The organism is Flavobacterium sp. (genome assembly GCF_027531905.1).
Classification (GTDB): domain Bacteria; phylum Bacteroidota; class Bacteroidia; order Flavobacteriales; family Flavobacteriaceae; genus Flavobacterium.
The window spans coordinates 157395-174736 of the sequence record NZ_JAPZSU010000002.1 but is presented as its reverse complement, the minus strand read 5'-3'; the positions used below and the strand labels follow the sequence as shown (position 1 = coordinate 174736).

At 34.6% G+C, this 17342-nt stretch carries 13 protein-coding genes; 3 read left to right on the top strand and 10 right to left on the bottom strand.

The features are described 5' to 3' along the window. Positions 1-88: 88 nt before the first annotated feature. From acs to O9307_RS00925, 7 genes are all read right to left on the bottom strand, one after another. Positions 89-1996 (bottom strand): acetate--CoA ligase, encoded by a 1908-nt coding sequence (gene acs, locus O9307_RS00955; RefSeq protein ID WP_298294353.1) that lies wholly within the window; start codon positions 1994-1996, stop codon positions 89-91. Between the two features lie 369 nt (positions 1997-2365). Next, positions 2366-3835: a ketol-acid reductoisomerase gene (ilvC, locus tag O9307_RS00950; RefSeq protein WP_298294350.1), complete on the bottom strand. Its 1470-nt coding sequence runs from the start codon at positions 3833-3835 to the stop codon at positions 2366-2368. A 96-nt stretch (positions 3836-3931) separates the two neighbouring features. After that, positions 3932-4450: an acetolactate synthase small subunit gene (gene ilvN, locus O9307_RS00945; protein WP_159685444.1), complete on the bottom strand. Its 519-nt coding sequence runs from the start codon at positions 4448-4450 to the stop codon at positions 3932-3934. Between the two features lie 5 nt (positions 4451-4455). After that, on the bottom strand, positions 4456-6150 hold the full coding sequence (ilvB, locus tag O9307_RS00940) for a biosynthetic-type acetolactate synthase large subunit (protein WP_298294341.1): 1695 nt from the start codon (positions 6148-6150) through the stop codon (positions 4456-4458). A gap of 50 nt (positions 6151-6200) precedes the next feature. Beyond that, positions 6201-7874: a dihydroxy-acid dehydratase gene (gene ilvD, locus O9307_RS00935; RefSeq protein WP_298294338.1), complete on the bottom strand. Its 1674-nt coding sequence runs from the start codon at positions 7872-7874 to the stop codon at positions 6201-6203. Positions 7875-8124: 250 nt separating this feature from the next. Next, a complete protein-coding gene (gene leuB, locus O9307_RS00930; RefSeq protein ID WP_298294335.1) occupies positions 8125-9240 on the bottom strand; it encodes a 3-isopropylmalate dehydrogenase in 1116 nt (371 codons plus the stop codon). 26 nt (positions 9241-9266) lie between these two features. Next, a complete protein-coding gene (locus O9307_RS00925; RefSeq protein ID WP_298294333.1) occupies positions 9267-10436 on the bottom strand; it encodes a 2-isopropylmalate synthase in 1170 nt (389 codons plus the stop codon). 153 nt (positions 10437-10589) lie between these two features. On the opposite strand from O9307_RS00925, the gene O9307_RS00920 reads away from it, so the two are divergent. Next, positions 10590-12134: a hypothetical protein gene (locus tag O9307_RS00920; protein ID WP_298294330.1), complete on the top strand. Its 1545-nt coding sequence runs from the start codon at positions 10590-10592 to the stop codon at positions 12132-12134. A gap of 40 nt (positions 12135-12174) precedes the next feature. On the opposite strand, the gene O9307_RS00915 is transcribed toward O9307_RS00920, so the two are convergent. Then, positions 12175-12396: a hypothetical protein gene (locus O9307_RS00915; RefSeq protein WP_298294327.1), complete on the bottom strand. Its 222-nt coding sequence runs from the start codon at positions 12394-12396 to the stop codon at positions 12175-12177. 136 nt (positions 12397-12532) lie between these two features. Beyond that, on the bottom strand, positions 12533-13132 hold the full coding sequence (locus tag O9307_RS00910) for an NAD(P)H-dependent oxidoreductase (protein ID WP_298294324.1): 600 nt from the start codon (positions 13130-13132) through the stop codon (positions 12533-12535). Positions 13133-13232: 100 nt separating this feature from the next. Here O9307_RS00910 and O9307_RS00905 point away from each other — a divergent pair, with 100 nt between their 5' ends. Beyond that, positions 13233-14129, top strand: coding sequence for a LysR family transcriptional regulator (locus O9307_RS00905; RefSeq protein ID WP_298294321.1), 897 nt, complete (start codon positions 13233-13235; stop codon positions 14127-14129). A gap of 42 nt (positions 14130-14171) precedes the next feature. Here the strand turns inward: O9307_RS00905 and O9307_RS00900 are convergent, their stop codons facing one another. Then, on the bottom strand, positions 14172-16148 hold the full coding sequence (locus O9307_RS00900) for a dehydrogenase E1 component subunit alpha/beta (RefSeq protein WP_298294318.1): 1977 nt from the start codon (positions 16146-16148) through the stop codon (positions 14172-14174). A 171-nt stretch (positions 16149-16319) separates the two neighbouring features. Between O9307_RS00900 and O9307_RS00895 the strand changes: the two genes are divergently transcribed. Next, the gene (locus O9307_RS00895) at positions 16320-17273 is read left to right on the top strand and encodes a 2-oxoglutarate and iron-dependent oxygenase domain-containing protein (protein WP_298294315.1); all 954 of its coding nucleotides are present in this window, start codon (positions 16320-16322) and stop codon (positions 17271-17273) included. Positions 17274-17342: the final 69 nt, after the last annotated feature.

Below are 17342 nucleotides of genomic sequence, written 5' to 3'. Positions count from 1 at the left end.
TAATGAAGTAGCCTATGCATTTATATAAATACAAAAACTGCTTTATCTTATTAATAAAGCAGTTAGCATGTATTATTTGATGTATTAATTACAATCTATTATTCTTAATTTCATCTACTATTTCTGGATTTAGCAACGTAGTGGTATCTCCAAAGCTTGAGAAATCGCCCTCTGCAATCTTACGTAAAATACGACGCATGATTTTTCCTGAGCGTGTTTTTGGTAAGCCTGTAACGAACTGGATTTTGTCTAATTTCGCAATTGGTCCAATATGATCGGTAATAATTTGGTTGATTTCCTTAATCAAGTTTTCTCTATCTCTAGATTCCCCTGATTCTTTCAAAATAACGTAACCGTACAAGGCATTCCCTTTGATATCGTGTGGAAATCCAACAATTGCGGATTCAGCTACAGCTGGATGTTCGTTGATAGCATCCTCAATTGGTGCTGTACCTAAATTATGACCAGAAACAATCACCACATCATCTACACGACCTGTGATTCTGTAATAGCCAACTTCGTCACGTAAGGCGCCATCTCCCGTAAAATATTTTCCTGGGAAAGATGAGAAATACGTATCGATATAACGTTGGTGATCTCCCCAAATCGTTCTTGCTATACCAGGCCATGGGAATTTGATACACAAACTTCCAACTACTTGATTCCCTTCGATTTCGTTGCGTTTATCATCCATTAAAACTGGTTGAATTCCTGGTAAAGGCAAAGTAGCATAGGTTGGCTTGGTTGGTGTTACAAAAGAAATAGGAGCAATCATGATTCCACCAGTTTCTGTTTGCCACCAAGTGTCCACAATTGGACAACGCTTATCGCCAACGTGATCATTAAACCAGTGCCAAGCTTCTTCATTGATAGGCTCTCCAACAGAACCAATAACTTTTAATGATTTCAAAGGGAAACGTTGCACATATTCTAAGCTTTCTTTGGCCAAAGAACGAATAGCTGTTGGAGCTGTATAGAATTGCGTAACTTTATGTTTTTCAATAGTTTCCCAAAAACGACTAAAATCTGGATAAGAAGGAATTCCTTCAAAAATAACCGTTGTACCTCCGTTTAACAAGGGACCATATAGCGTATAGGAATGTCCTGTAATCCATCCAATATCTGCGGTACACCAAAAAATATCGTTCTCTTCGTGGTTAAAAACATTTTTAAATGTGTAAGAAGTATAGACCATGTAACCCGCTGTAGTATGCACCATTCCTTTTGGTTTTCCGGTAGAACCCGAAGTGTAAAGAATGAATAATGGATCCTCAGCATCCATAATTTCGGCTACATTATTATCAGAGGCTTGATCCAAAAGTGGCTGCAACCATTGATCTCTCCCTGGTTTCATAGCAATTGTGGATTCTGTTCTTTTGGTCACTAAGACTGATTGTACCGAAGGGCAATTTTCTAATGACTCATCGATAATTCCTTTCAAATCGATGGTTTTATTTCCTCTGTACCCTCCATCCGATGTGATAACCATTTTACATTCACTATCATTAATTCTAGACGCAACAGCAGAAGAAGAAAATCCTGCAAAAATAACCGAATGTATAGCTCCAATTCTAGCACAGGCTAAAATCGAAACCGCCAATTCTGGAATCATGGGTAAGTAAATACAAACGCGATCTCCTTTTGTAATCCCTTGTGCTCTCAAAACATTAGCCATTTTGCAAACTCTTTGATGCAATTCGTTGTAGGTAATATGTTGGGCAGGTTCGTCTGGATTGTTAGGCTCAAAAATGATGGCGTTTTTTTCACCTCGTTTGGCTAAATGTCGATCGATACAGTTTTTGGTGATATTCACTTTAGCTTCTGTAAACCACTTAACTTCAGCGGTTGCCATATTAAAATCTACTACTTTATCCCAATATTGATACCATGTAAAATTTTCTTCTGCAATTTTGCCCCAAAATTTCCTAGGTTCTCTAACCGATTTATTATAATGCTTAAAATATTGTTCTAAATTTTCGATCTTAAAATAACTCATGCTTTTAATTTTTTAATAAGGTATTAATGCTAATTTTTATTGCTTTTAATGGAAATCAAATATACTAATTCCAAAATTGATGTAAACATCATACCAAACAATATTTTAAGTATTTTCTATCGTTTTCATAAAAAAAGGCACACTATTTAAAGTATGCCTTTTGAAATAACAATTTAACTACAATTAACAACAATTTATAACATTTTTATTGGATTACATTCACTTAACTCTCTAATAAAGTTAAGTGAATCTGAGAATATCGTATCGTTTTGCCCAATCTTAAATTTAATAACTAATTCAAACTAAAACCATGAGAGTATCGATAAGATAGTTATTCAGCACACGCTCCCTGTGTGGTAATTCCATTTATTAACCTATTTTTTTCATCGCAGTCATAGATTCACGTAACCAAGCGCCAACTTCTTCTATTGGGTGTTGACGGATGCTATTATTAACAGCAATTAATACTGCATTGTCAATTTCATTTGAAGTAGAGAATGGTTTTCCAATCACATTGGTATCGATAGCTTGCATAAAATCTACCAACAAAGGTTTACACGCATGATCAAATAAATAACAACCATATTCAGCCGTGTCAGAAATGATTCTGTTCATTTCGTATAATTTTTTTCTAGCAACCGTATTAGCAATCAATGGCAATTCGTGCAACGACTCATAATATGCAGATTCTTCGATAATTCCAGACTCTGTCATGGTTTCGAATGCCAATTCTACCCCAGCCTTAACCATCGCAATCATTAAAACACCATTATCAAAGTATTCTTGTTCTGAAATTGGCGCCTCTGTAGGAGCTGTTTTTTCAAAATTAGTTTCGGCTGTAGCGGCTCTCCATGACAATAAATTGATGTCATTATTCTCCCAGTCTATCATCATGTTTTTAGAGAATTCACCAGAAATAATATCATCCATATGTTTTTGAAACAAAGGACGCATAATGTCTTTTAATTCATCAGCCAATTCATATGCCTCAATTTTAGAAGGATTGTTCAAACGATCCATCATGTTAGTGATTCCACCATGTTTTAAAGCTTCAGTAATTGTTTCCCAACCGTATTGAATCAATTTTGAAGCATAACCTGGCTCGATTCCTTTTTCTACCATTTTGTCAAAACACAAAATAGAACCCGTTTGTAGCATTCCACACAAAATGGTTTGCTCTCCCATCAAATCTGATTTTACTTCGGCAACGAAAGAAGATTTCAATACGCCAGCTCTATGACCACCTGTTGCCACTGCATACGCTTTTGCTTGCTCTAAACCTACTCCATTAGGGTCATTTTCTGGGTGTACTGCAATTAAGGTAGGCACTCCAAAACCTCTTTTGTATTCTTCTCGAACTTCTGATCCGGGACATTTTGGTGCACACATAATTACCGTAATATCTTTACGAATTTGCATTCCTTCTTCAACGATGTTAAAACCGTGAGAGTAAGCTAAAGTAGCTCCTTCTTTCATCAAGGGCATAATAGCACTTACTACAGCAGTATGTTGTTTATCTGGCGTTAAATTACAAACTAAATCTGCACTTGGAATCAGTTCTTCATAGGTTCCAACTTTAAAACCATTATCCGCAGCATTCATATAAGAAGCTCTTTTTTGAGCAATTGCCTCTGCACGTAAAGCATAAGAAATATCTAAACCAGAATCTCTCATGTTTAAACCTTGGTTTAAACCTTGAGCTCCACAACCTACAATGACTACTTTTTTTCCTGCCAAAGCTGTTATTCCATTTGCAAATTCGGATTGGTCCATGAATTCGCAAACGCCTAATTGTTCTAATTGTAATCTAAGTGGTAATGAATTGAAATAATTTGCCATTTTTTTAATATTTAATGAATGTAAAATTTTATAATTAATAGTTTTATTTGGTTTTGTTTTGAAATTCTAGTTATAGTAATTTCGAAAGCTATTGCTTTATAAATTCTCTAATATTGCCGAAATTTCCATTTTCGTTTTTGAAACTGAAATACGTCCTGATCGCACAAATTGCATGATTCCGAAAGGCTTTAACTTTGCATACAACTCCTCTATTTCAGAGCGCTTTCCTGATTTTGAAATCACAAAAAAGTCTCTCGAAACGGTTACAATTTGTGAATTGCTTTCTTTGATTATATTTTGAATTTGTCGTTCATCAAAAAGTAAACTGGATTCGATTTTGAAAATAGCGCTTTCCAAGAAAATTGTCTCTTCATCGATATGGTAAAAAGCCTTAATTACTTCAATCTGTTTTTCGATTTGACCTACGATGTTTTGTACCCATTTTTCGGTTGTATTTACTACAATTACAAATCGAGAAACGTTTTCTATCTCTGATTCGGATACGTTCAAACTCAAAATATTAATATGTCGTTTCAGAAATATGCCTGAAATCCTATTCAATAAGCCTACGTTGTTTTCTGAATATACAGAAATCGTGAATGTTTTATTTTCCATAACTTTTAACTTAATCTGATATCAGAAACTGAGGCTCCTGTTGGAATCATCGGAAATACATTATTTTCTTTTTCTACCATTACTTCTAAGAAATAGGCTTCTTTTGAAGCTAACATTTCAGCTACGGCAGCATCTAAATCCTCTCTTTGGGTCACCTTTTTGGCTTTGATATAATACCCTTCGGCAATTGCAATAAAATTGGGGTTAATCATCTCGGTAGACGCATAGCGTTTGTCAAAAAACAACTGCTGCCATTGTCTTACCATTCCTAAAAATTCATTGTTTAACACCACAATTTTTACTGGAACCCTAGTTTGAAAAATAGTTCCTAATTCCTGAATCGTCATTTGAAATCCGCCGTCACCGATGATGGCAACCACTTCTCTATCTGGCTGTCCCATTTTGGCACCGATAGCTGCAGGCAAAGCAAATCCCATAGTTCCTAAACCACCTGAAGTAATATTACTTTTTGATTGATTGAATTTAGAATAGCGACAAGTAAACATTTGGTGTTGACCAACATCTGAAACCATAATAGCATCGCCATTAGAGTGTTTGTTTATCATTTCAATAGTTTCTCCCATAGAGATTCCTTCTCCTTTTGGACTTAATTCATCGTTAATGACACTTTCCAATTCTATTTTGTACTTTTCCTTGAATTCGTTATGCCAAGCTTCATGTGATTTAGCTTCTACCAAAGGTAAAAGTGCAGCCAAAGATTCTTTTACATCACCTAAAACAGCTACATCCGTTTTTACATTTTTATCAACTTCAGCTGGATCTATTTCAAAGTGAATGATTTTGGCTTGTTTGGCGTACGTAGCTAAATTACCCGTTACACGATCGTCAAATCGCATACCAATGGCAATCAAGACATCGCATTCATTGGTCAAAATATTTGGCCCATAATTACCATGCATTCCAAGCATACCAACGTTTAAAGGATGATCTGATGGTAAAGCAGAAAGACCTAAAATCGTCCAAGCTGCTGGTATTCCTGTTTTTTCAATTACCGCTTTTAATAATTCCTCGGCTTGCCCCAAAATCACACCCTGACCAAAAACGATATACGGTTTTTTGGCACCATTAATCAATGTAGCTGCTTCAGCAACTTTTTGGTGATCCAAAACAGGTTTTGGAAAGTAACTGCGAACTCCTTTGCATTTAGTATAACTAAAATCAAGTTCATCAAACTGAGCGTTTTTGGTAATATCTACCAAAACTGGTCCTGGACGCCCTGAACGAGCGATGTAGAAAGCTTTAGCGATGATTTCAGGAATTTCCGAAGCTTCCGTGATTTGATAATTCCATTTCGTTACTGGAGTCGAAATCCCGATAATATCTGTTTCTTGAAAAGCATCAGAACCCAATAAATGTTTCCCAACCTGACCTGTAATGCAAACCATTGGAGTCGAATCGATTTGAGCATCGGCTATTCCAGTGACTAAATTCGTGGCTCCTGGTCCAGAAGTAGCTATCGCTACTCCAACTTTCCCTGTAGCTCTTGCATATCCTTGCGCGGCGTGTGTAGCGCCTTGCTCATGGCGCACTAACACATGATGCAATTGATCTTGAAATTTATATAATTCATCGTAAACAGGCATTATGGCTCCCCCTGGATATCCATAAACGATGTCTACTCCTTCTTCTAAAAGGCATCTGATAATTGCTTCAGCGCCTGTGATTTTATTTGTTACCATTGGTATTCTTATTTTGAAATGAAATTGCTTTCATTTTTTATATCAACTATCTATTTATCGGTTACACATCCTGTAGAAGCACTAGAGACCGATCTAGCGTATTTAAGTAAAACCCCTTTTGTAACTTTTAGTGGTGGTTGTACCCAATTGGCTTTTCGTTTTGCAAATTCTTCATCAGAAATTTTAAGGTTAATCGTGTTCTTGACGGCGTCAATGCTAATTACGTCTCCTTCTTCGATTAGAGCAATTCCACCACCATCATAAGCTTCTGGAGTGATATGACCTACCACAAAACCATGAGAACCACCTGAGAATCTACCATCTGTAATTAAAGCTACAGAATTTCCTAATCCTGCTCCCATTATGGCAGAAGTAGGTTTCAACATTTCGGGCATACCGGGACCTCCTTTTGGACCGCAGTATCTAATGACGACTACATTACCTGGTTTTACTTTTCCAGCTTCTATTCCAGGAATCACTTCAAATTCACTTTCAAAAACTACGGCTGTACCTTCAAAATATTCACCTTCTTTACCACTTATTTTGGCTACACAACCTTCTTCAGCAAGGTTTCCGTATAAAATCTGAATATTTCCTGTAGGTTTTAAGGCTTTTTGTATTTCATGAATCACATCTTGTCCATCATTCAAATCTGGAATATTCGCCAAGTTTTCAGCTACCGTTTTACCAGTTACTGTCATACAATCCCCATGAATCAAGCCGTTTTTCAATAAATATTTTAATACTGCTGGAACTCCTCCTGCATAATGAAGATTCTCCATCATGTATTTACCACTTGGCTTCAAATCTCCTAGCATAGGGGTTCTGTCACTGATATTTTGAAAATCTTTCAAGGTAATTTCAATATCAACTGAATGTGCCATTGCGATTAAATGCATAACCGCATTTGTAGATCCTCCAAGAACAGCTACAATCGTAATCGCATTTTCAAACGCTTTTCGAGTCATAATATCCCTTGGCTTGATGTCTTTTTCAAGCAATAACCTAATATATTTTCCAGCCTCTAAACATTCGTTTTGCTTTTGCTCACTCAAAGCGGGGTTCGATGAACTGTAAGGCAAACTCATTCCCAAAGCTTCAATAGCCGAAGCCATAGTATTGGCAGTATACATTCCACCGCATGCACCTGGTCCGGGACAAGAATTTTGAATTACTCCTTTAAAATCTTCATCAGAAATAGTCTTTTGCAATTTTTTACCTAAAGCTTCAAAAGCTGACACGATATTCAACTTCTCACCTTTCCATTCTCCTGAGTGAATGGAACCTCCATAAACCATAATGGCTGGTCTATTTACTCTTCCCATAGCAATTAAAGCGCCTGGCATGTTTTTATCACATCCCGGTATAGCAATCATAGAGTCATACCATTGCGCTCCCATTACAGTTTCGATAGAATCAGCAATCACATCTCTGGAAACCAATGAATAGCGCATACCATCAGTACCGTTAGATATTCCGTCGCTAACCCCTATAGTATTAAAAATTAAACCTACTAAATCGGCATCCCAAACGCCTTGTTTGACTTGTTTTGCCAAATCATTTAAGTGCATGTTACAAGTATTTCCCTCATATCCCATGCTTACAATTCCTACTTGTGCTTTTTTTAAATCTTCTTCAGTTAATCCAATTCCGTACAACATAGCTTGTGCAGCAGGTTGTGTTTCGTCTTGTGTAATTGTCTTACTGTATTTATTTAATTCCATGTTAGTGTATATATTTTAATTTTTGCGTAAAAAAAAACCTTCCAAATAATTTGGAAGGTTTATATGAAATATGTTTTACATATGTCTATACCATTCCTCTTGCCTGCGTAATAATCACGATGACATTAATAATAGAGGTAATAATAATGATATGTTTTTGCATTGTTTTAATAATAAAGTCCAAAACTAGTAAAAAAATTGGAACAAACAAGCAATATATCTCTCTATTTATAATGTTTCTCTTAAAAAGCTATACTATAGTTGATCGACCAATTTGCACAAAATCTTTTTTAAAGTACAAATCTTCTTCATCCATAATATGATTCGCAATAAAATCCCCTACTTCGTTGGTTCCAAATCTTGAATCTACCTTAAGATCAACCGTGACGACTTGATTGCTTATGGCAGCTTCTACCGCAGCAATAACTTTTTTAGCTTCTTCAAATAATCCAAAATGTTCTAGCAACATTGCCACCGACAAAATCGAAGCGATTGGATTAGCAATATTTTTATCTTTAGCTTCGGTATAACAACCGTGAATAGGTTCAAATAAAGAATGATAATCTCCAATAGAAGCAGAAGCCATTAACCCGATTGAACCCGAGATAACGCTTGCTTCATCTGAAAGAATATCACCAAACAAATTATCAGTCAATAAAACATCAAACTGTCTTGGATTCAAAATGATTTGCATTGCTGCATTGTCAACATACAAGAAGTTCAATGCAACTTCTGGGTAATCATTTGCGATTTCGGTCACCACTCTTCTCCAAAGACGTGAGGTTTCTAATACATTGGCTTTGTCGACTAATGTGACTTTTTTACGTCTAGCCTGAGCAGCTTTGAAAGCCAAATGCGTGATTTTTGCAATTTCAGATTCATTGTATTCACACAAATCCGAAGCATAGGTTTCGGTTTCGTTGGTTGTTTTTTTACCAAAATACAAGCCTCCATTCAATTCTCTGTATACAACAAAATCAGTTCCTTCTAAAACTTCTTTCTTAATAGGAGAAGAACTCATTAAATGAGGATAAGCTTTTATCGGACGAATATTGGCATACAAGCCCAATTCTTTTCTTAGTTTCAGTAATCCTTGCTCTGGACGAACTTTTGCAGTAGGATTATTATCATAAATAGGATCTCCGATTGCACCAAACAGTATACAATCTGTATTTCTACACAAATTCAAAGTTTGATCTGGAAGTGGTTTTCCTGTTTTTTCGATGGCAATGGCACCAATATAAGCGTCTTCAAAAACAAATTCATGGTTAAAAACCACACCAATTGCATTCAGCGCTTTTTTGGCCTGCAAGGTAACTTCTGGACCAATTCCATCACCAGAAAGTACAGCTATTTTTAAATTCATAATTTTTGTTTTTAATATTGTAAGACCTATGCGGATTGAATGTTAATTTTACAAACTTCTATAATTTGATGAATATCGGTATCAACTACTTCTTTTTTAATGTCGGCAAACTTTAAAAATTCTTGATAGACAATATCCAATTGCACTTTGGTTAGTTCATAACCTACTTTTTTAGCTCGGTATGCTAAAGCAGCGCGACCACTTCTTGCTGTCAAAATAATGGATGATTCATTGACACCAACGTCTAAAGGATCCATAATTTCATAAGTCGCTCTATTTTTAATCACACCATCTTGATGAATTCCTGAACTGTGAGCAAAAGCATTGGCACCTACTATCGCTTTATTAGGTTGCACAATCATTCCCATACTTTCAGAAACTAAGCGACTCATTTCATTCAATTGGCGGGTATTGATATTGGTATCCAAATTCAAATAAGGATGTTGTTTAAAAATCATAACCACTTCCTCAAGTGCTGTATTTCCAGCACGTTCCCCTATTCCATTAATGGTACATTCTATTTGTCTGGCTCCGTTAATAGCTCCTGCTATAGAATTGGCTGTAGCCATTCCTAAATCGTTGTGGCAATGGCATGAAAGAATTACATTTTCAATACCTTTTACGTTTTCTTTTAAATATTTAATTTTGGCACCGTATTCTTCTGGTAAGCAATAACCTGTGGTGTCTGGAATATTCAAAACGGTAGCGCCTGATTTGATAACTTCTTCACAGACTCGTGCCAAAAATTCATTGTCGGTACGACCAGCATCTTCAGCATAAAATTCGACATCTTCTACATATGATTTTGCATGAGCGACAGCCGCTTTAGCTCTTTCAATTACATCTTCTCTTGTCGTATTCAATTTGTGAATCACATGCGAATCTGAAGTACCAATTCCTGTATGAATTCTAGGTTTTTTGGCATGTTTTAATGCATCAGCAGCTACATCTATATCTTTTTTTACAGCACGTGTTAATCCACAAACTGTGGCATTTTTTACAATTTTGCTAATTTCTGAAACAGATAAAAAATCACCTGGACTAGAAACCGGAAAACCAGCTTCTATGATATCAACTCCCATTTCATCTAATCGATTTGCAATTACTAGCTTTTGGTTGGTATCTAGCTTGCATCCAGGAACTTGCTCTCCATCTCTTAGTGTGGTGTCAAAAATTTGAACTTTCTCTCTATTCATTTTAATTTATTTAATGTAATTTCACATCTCTAAACAAAAATAGAGTACGTTATACCAACACAAAAACCAATATACTCAAATATACTCTTTATAAAACCAATTAATTGTTTTTAATTAATTGATTTTCAGTGATTTAAAACATAATATTTTACAATGGCTAACCATCAAAAAGATTTTTTATTTGTACTGATAAAGTCCCTTTCTAAGTCTGAAAAACGTCAATTTAAGATTTTTGCCAGTCGATTGGAGACTAGTTCAAATACTAAATTCATCGAGCTTTTCAATATTTTGGACAAATCAGAAGTCTATGATGAAAAAATGATTTTAAAGAATGGATTAATCAAAAAAGTACAATTGTCCAATTTGAAATCATATCTGTACAAACAAATCCTTGTTAGTATTCGCTTAAATATTCCAAGTCAAAATATTCGCTATCAATTGCGCGAACAAATTGATTTTGCCACCATACTCTACAACAAAGGGTTATACAAACAGAGTTTGAAGATTTTGGATAAAACCAAAGCGTTGGCTCTTGAGAATGACGAAAAATACATGGCTTTTGAAATTGTTGAATTTGAAAAACTAATTGAGTCACAATACATCACACGAAGTATTCAAGGACGTGCAGACGAGTTAGTGATACAAGCCAAGGAATTAAATTACAAAAACACCATTTCGAGTAAGTTATCCAATCTTTCCTTGCAGTTATATGGAACAATGCTAAAAACGGGTTATGTAAAAAGTGATACCGAATACAAGTATATTGATGATTATTTCAAAAAACACATATCCAAGTTAGACGAAAGCAAGTTTGGTTTTAGAGAAAAATATTGGTTTTATAATGCCAATTTATGGCGTAGTTTCTTAGTTCAAGATTTTTTGGCAAGTTATAAATATGCCTCTAAGTGGGTAACCTTGTTTTATGACAATCCCAATATGATTTATTTGAATCCCGTTTTTTTCTTAAAAGGAAACAACTATCTTTTGGAGTCATTATACATGCTCAAATACAAATCAAATTTCAAAAAATACTTGGTTTTGTTGGAAGAAACTATCAAAGATCCTCGTTTTCCAATCAATGACAATATTGCCTGTTTGTCCTTTTTGTATTTGTATAACAATAAACTCAATTATCACATTCTCGAAGGCTCATTTGTAGAAAGCGAATATTTGATTCCAGAGATTTTGAATAAACTCAAAATTCACAACGACCATCTTGATGAGCATCATGAAATGTTGTTTTATTACAAGATAGCTTCTATTTACTTTGGAAACGAAAAATATGCAGAATGTATCAATTATCTTGAAAAGATAATCAATAACAAAAACTTATCGATGCGTGAGGATTTGATGTGTTTTTCTAGACTTTTATGCTTAATTGCTCATTATGAGCTAGGCAAAGATTTTTACATTGAAAACCAAATCAAAAACACCTATAAGTTTTTGATTAAAATGAATGATATGCATGAAGTGCAAAAAGAAATCATTCGTTTTATGAAAAACTTGAACTCTATTTATCCAAGTGATATTAAAAAAGAGTTTATAAAAATGAAAGAGCGTTTCGTAGAACTCGAAAAAAGCACTTACGAAAAAAGAGCCTTTTTATACTTGGATATTATTTCTTGGCTTGAAAGCAAAATTGAAAACCGAAAAATTAGTGATATCATTAAAGAAAAAGCCAAAATAAACAATCGATAAACAAGAAAAAGGAGGTGCAAATTAGTACCTCCTTTTTGGTTTATAATTCTTTTCTTCCTCTCAGAATATCTTCAAATGTACAGCATTTTACTATTTCCTGCTCCCCTTCTATCATCATTGGCAAATAAATCCATTCCACCTCCGAAAGATCTTCTTTTAAGTAAAAAGCGATGTCATCTAAATTGAAAAAACACTCTGTATCATATTGCACTTTATGAATTGTAGCATCTTGAATAAGAAGTTTTTCTTTAAGTGGTTTCATATTTAATTTCTCATACCGTTAGTTTTCAAAAGTAAACCATACTAGTTGAGTGTACAAATTTTTTATGCAGTTCTATTGGTAAAATGTTGCAAGGATTTCATTTGTAGTAATAATTTTGAATGAACCTACATTTATTTTATGATTGATTCAAAAACAATTTTTTCAAATGATTCTGATACATTTCAATGTAATTTTCAATAGTTGCATTTTTTTCAATATCATAAAAATGAATACTTTGTAAAGGTGTTAATCCTATAAATGCATTCATTCTGTGAAAACCAAATAATGGTCCTTCATCAACAGAATGTTGGTTGAAAAACTCACCTGGTAAAGTAAACGCTTCTTTGGGAGCATTCCACGAAGTAGTTACCATATATTTTCTTCCGTTAAGCATTCCTCCTGTTCCATAATTGATCGCAGGATTTTTTCTAGATCGACCATCGTTTTTGTAAATTCCTTTAGCATGACCTTCTGTGAAAACGATATCTAAATATTTTTTAAAACCATAAGGCAATTGAATCCACCAAATTGGAGTATGATAAATAATGACATCAGCCCAAACAAATTTCTCTACCTCTGCCTTTGGATCATATTCCTCATTAATATTAGTTGTTTTGACCTCAAATTCTGGATTGCTTTCAAAAAAAGTTAATGAAGTGTTGGCTAAAGTTTCATTAAATCTTCCTCCTAAATGACCAAATTTTTGTCCAGCATTAATAATAAATATTTTTTTCATGATGTATATTTTTAATTATTATGACGTTACAAAGTTACAACGAACTAAACTATTACGAAAACAATATAAATCATACCTTTGTATTATAATTATAATAGTTATGGTGAATTTTGAATGGTATCGAACCTTTAAAGCGATTTATAAAACAGGAACTTTAACGAATGCAGCAGAGGTGCTATTCATCTCTCAGCCTGGCGTAAGTTTGCATTTAAGTGCTTTAGAAAATTATGTAGGATATAAATTATTTGTAAGAAGTGGTAGAAAAATGATTCCAACGGAAAGAGCAAAAGTGCTCTACAATTTTATCGCTGAAGCATTGAATAAACTAGAAGAAGCAGAAAAGATGTTTCAGCGAAGCACCGAAAAAAACACACCAACCATAAGCGTAGGAATGTGTTTTGAAACCTTTCAAATCACTTTAGAACAGTTTATTTCAAGCTTGCCTTTTAATATTATTATTCAATTTGGATTGTATCCCGAGATGATAGAAAGTTTAGAAAAAGGAATATTAGACCTTATCATAACTCCGCAAATGGTAGTTAAAAACGGAATTGATTATCAAGAGTTTTCTAAGGAAACCATTGTTTTGATTGGAGGAAAAGATATTGATAGCAATGAGTTTAATGCAATACTTAAAAATCAGAATTTACATGAAGTAGAAGAATGGTTAAAACAGCAAAAATGGTATGGAAACACAGGAGATATGGAGCATTTGCGAAAATTTTGGCAAATAAACTTTAATAAAAATCCTGATTTTAGACCTAATTATATTGTGCCTAATATCAATTCTATTGTTCGTTGTTTAAGTTCTGGTATGGGTTTAGCCGTTGTTCCTGATCTATTTTGCAAAAATGAAATTAAAAATGGCACTATTCAATTAATTTGGGAAGGAAATAATCCTTTGATAAATAAACTCTATTTTGCTTCAAGAAAGAAAAACGAACATTCGGCTGAAATAAACTTAATAAAAGAAAAGTTTCTGTCTTTATTAAAATAAAAAGGTTGCTCATATTCTAGAATATAAGCAACCCTTTTGTTATTAATAAGCTATTAAATCCAGCAATTCTTTTTCGAATCTGCCTTTGGGCAAATATTGGTCTTCCAACGCCTTAGTAAAAGGGATTGGCGAATCCAAACTGGCTACTCGTTTTACAGGCGCATCCAAATACTCAAAGCAATTTTCCATAATCAATGCGGACAAATCACTTGCAATTCCGCCAAAAAGACTGTCTTCTTGAACAATAATTGCCTTTCCTGTTTTCTTTACAGAAGCAAAAATAGTTTCGGTATCCAACGGTTGCAAGGTTCGTAAATCAATCACATCAGCACTAAGCTGTGGATTTTTATCCAAGGTTTCCAATGCCCAATGAACAGTGGCTCCAAAAGCAATAATAGTGATTTGTTCCCCTTCTTTTAAAAGAGCTGCTTTACCTAAAGGAAGCGTGTAATACTCTTTTGGAACCTCTTGATAAATTGAACGGTATAATAATTTATGTTCGAAAAATAAAACAGGATTAGGGTCATTAATCGATTCGTTTAATAAACCTTTGGCATCATAAGGAAAAGCAGGATATACTACTTTTAATCCCGGTGTTTTGGTAAACCAAGCTTCGTTGGTTTGCGAATGAAAAGGCCCAGCTTGAGTTCCTCCACCGCAAGGCATGCGGACAACAACATCGGCTTTTTCCAACCAACGATAATGCGATTTAGCCAAAAGATTTACTATTGGATTAAAACCTGTAGACACAAAATCTGCAAATTGCATTTCCATTATGGCTTTATACCCATTAATGGACAATCCCATAGCGGCAGAGACTACTGCACTTTCGCAAATAGGCGTATTCCGAACACGTTCTTTACCAAATTCAGCCACAAAACCATCAGTTATTTTAAAAGCTCCACCATATTCAGCAATATCTTGCCCCATGATAACTGAGTTTTCAAAGCGCTGCATGGATTGTCTTAATCCTTGACTAATGGCATCTATAAAACGAATATTTTCAGTAGCTCCTGATGGTTCAACAATTTCTACAACGTAGGGTTTATAAACATCATTTAACTCTTCGTCGAAACTAGCTTCAATTTCTGGTTCGGCATTCGCCAAAGCCCAATCGGTATCGATTTCCTGTTTTATTTTTGCTTTGATTTCAGCATCTTCTGCTTCTGTAAGAATGCCATTTTGAAGTAAAAAGTCTTTATAATTCGCAACAGGGTCTTTCACTGCCCATAAATCCATCAACTCTTGAGGAACATATTTAGTACCGCTTGCTTCTTCGTGACCTCGCATTCTAAAGGTTTTAAACTCTAGTAAAATAGGACGAGGACGTTCAACCATCGAAGCTTTTAATTCACTAATCAAAGTAAAAACTTCCAAAATATTATTTCCATCTACAATATGACTTTCCATACCGTAACCTTTTCCTTTATCGGCTAGGTTTTCACAACGGTATTGTTCATTTGTTGGTGTAGAAAGACCATAACCATTGTTTTCAACTACAAAAAGAACTGGTAAATCCCATACAGCAGCAATATTTAAAGCTTCGTGAAAGTCGCCTTCACTTGTCGCTCCTTCTCCTGTAAAAACAGCTGTAATTTTATTATTCTTTTTCAAGGTGTTGGCCAAAGCAATCCCATCGGCCACTCCCAATTGAGGGCCTAAGTGCGAAATCATTCCAATAATTTTATATTCTTGGGTACCGAAGTGAAAACTGCGATCTCTACCTTTTGTAAAACCATTTGCTTTACCTTGCCATTGAGAAAATAATCGGTGTAAAGGAATAGCTCTTCCTGTAAAAACTCCTAAATTTCTGTGCATTGGCAAAATATACTCATCTTGGTCTAAAGCAGCGGTAATACCTACAGCAATAGCTTCTTGACCAATGCCTGAAAACCATTTGGATACTTTACCTTGTCGTATCAAGATTAACATTTTTTCCTCAATAAGTCTAGGAAGTAGTATTTTTTCATAGAGACTAATTAATTGTTCGTTGCTAAGTTCTTTTCTATCAAAAGTCATGGTTTTCGATTTTTATGAGTGCTTCAAAGATATAAAAATATAACAGTTTTGATTATTTTTGTTATATTTTTTGATTTTCAAATGATTTTTTAAAAAGTCAGAATTGAAAATATTCTTTACATTTGTAACTAGAAGTTTAAAAAGCTTCTAAATTATCAAAATTCAAATAATATGCAAAACATTCCTAGTGTTGACTTGCGTGATTTCCTTTCGGATGACCCGAAACGTAAACAAAAATTTGTAAATGAAATCGGAACAGCTTACGAAGAAATAGGCTTCGTAGCATTAAAAGGTCATTTTTTGAATGACGAATTAGTGGAGAACTTGTATACCGAAGTTCGTAACTTTTTTTCACTTCCTCTCGAAGTAAAAGAAAAATATGAAATTCCAGGTATTGGTGGACAAAGAGGCTATATTTCTTTTGGAAAAGAACATGCCAAAGGACGCTCAGCTGGAGATTTGAAAGAATTTTGGCATTTTGGCCAATATGTAAGCGAAGGTTCAAAATACGCTGGTGAATATCCTGCCAATGTTGAAGTTTCAGAATTAGCCAATTTTAATACAGTTGGAAAAGAAGCCTATCAAATGTTGGAGAAAACAGGAGTTTATGTACTAAGAGCATTAGCCTTGTTTATTGGTTTGGATGAATTTTATTTTGACCAATATGTAAAAGATGGTAATAGCATTTTGCGACCTATTCATTATCCTCCAATTACAGATGAGCCAAAAGACGGCGCCGTTCGTGCAGCAGCTCACGGAGATATTAATTTGATTACCTTACTAATGGGGGCTCAAGGAAAAGGGTTGCAAGTGCAAAATCACGATGGCGAATGGATTGATGCTATGGCACAACCTGACGAATTAATGATTAATGTTGGTGATATGTTATCCCGTCACACCAATAATCGTTTGAAATCAACCATTCATCAAGTAGTGAATCCTCCAAGAGAATTATGGGGAACCTCACGTTATTCTATTCCGTTTTTCATGCATCCTGTTAGCGATATGAAGCTGAATTGCTTGGAAAATTGTATCGATGACCAACACCCTAAATTGTTTGATGATATCACTGCTGGCGATTATTTATATGAGCGTTTGGTGGATTTGGGTTTAATCAAAAAATAATTTTTTTACTTTTATACAATACAAAAGATGTCAAGCTCGCTTGATGTCTTTTTGTTTTTATAAAAAAAA

Bases quoted from the DNA above. Each gene is read 5' to 3' on its own strand.
- ilvC (WP_298294350.1), bottom strand. From the start codon at position 3,835: ATGGCAAATTATTTCAATTCATTACCACTTAGATTACAATTAGAACAA.
- O9307_RS00915 (WP_298294327.1), bottom strand. From the start codon at position 12,396: ATGAAACCACTTAAAGAAAAACTTCTTATTCAAGATGCTACAATTCAT.
- leuB (WP_298294335.1), bottom strand. From the start codon at position 9,240: ATGAATTTAAAAATAGCTGTACTTTCTGGTGATGGAATTGGTCCAGAA.
- O9307_RS00895 (WP_298294315.1), top strand. From the start codon at position 16,320: ATGCAAAACATTCCTAGTGTTGACTTGCGTGATTTCCTTTCGGATGAC.
- O9307_RS00920 (WP_298294330.1), top strand. From the start codon at position 10,590: ATGGCTAACCATCAAAAAGATTTTTTATTTGTACTGATAAAGTCCCTT.
- ilvN (WP_159685444.1), bottom strand. From the start codon at position 4,450: ATGGAAAATAAAACATTCACGATTTCTGTATATTCAGAAAACAACGTA.
- O9307_RS00900 (WP_298294318.1), bottom strand. From the start codon at position 16,148: ATGACTTTTGATAGAAAAGAACTTAGCAACGAACAATTAATTAGTCTC.
- O9307_RS00910 (WP_298294324.1), bottom strand. From the start codon at position 13,132: ATGAAAAAAATATTTATTATTAATGCTGGACAAAAATTTGGTCATTTA.
- ilvD (WP_298294338.1), bottom strand. From the start codon at position 7,874: ATGGAATTAAATAAATACAGTAAGACAATTACACAAGACGAAACACAA.
- O9307_RS00905 (WP_298294321.1), top strand. From the start codon at position 13,233: ATGGTGAATTTTGAATGGTATCGAACCTTTAAAGCGATTTATAAAACA.
- ilvB (WP_298294341.1), bottom strand. From the start codon at position 6,150: ATGGTAACAAATAAAATCACAGGCGCTGAAGCAATTATCAGATGCCTT.
- O9307_RS00925 (WP_298294333.1), bottom strand. From the start codon at position 10,436: ATGAATAGAGAGAAAGTTCAAATTTTTGACACCACACTAAGAGATGGA.
- acs (WP_298294353.1), bottom strand. From the start codon at position 1,996: ATGAGTTATTTTAAGATCGAAAATTTAGAACAATATTTTAAGCATTAT.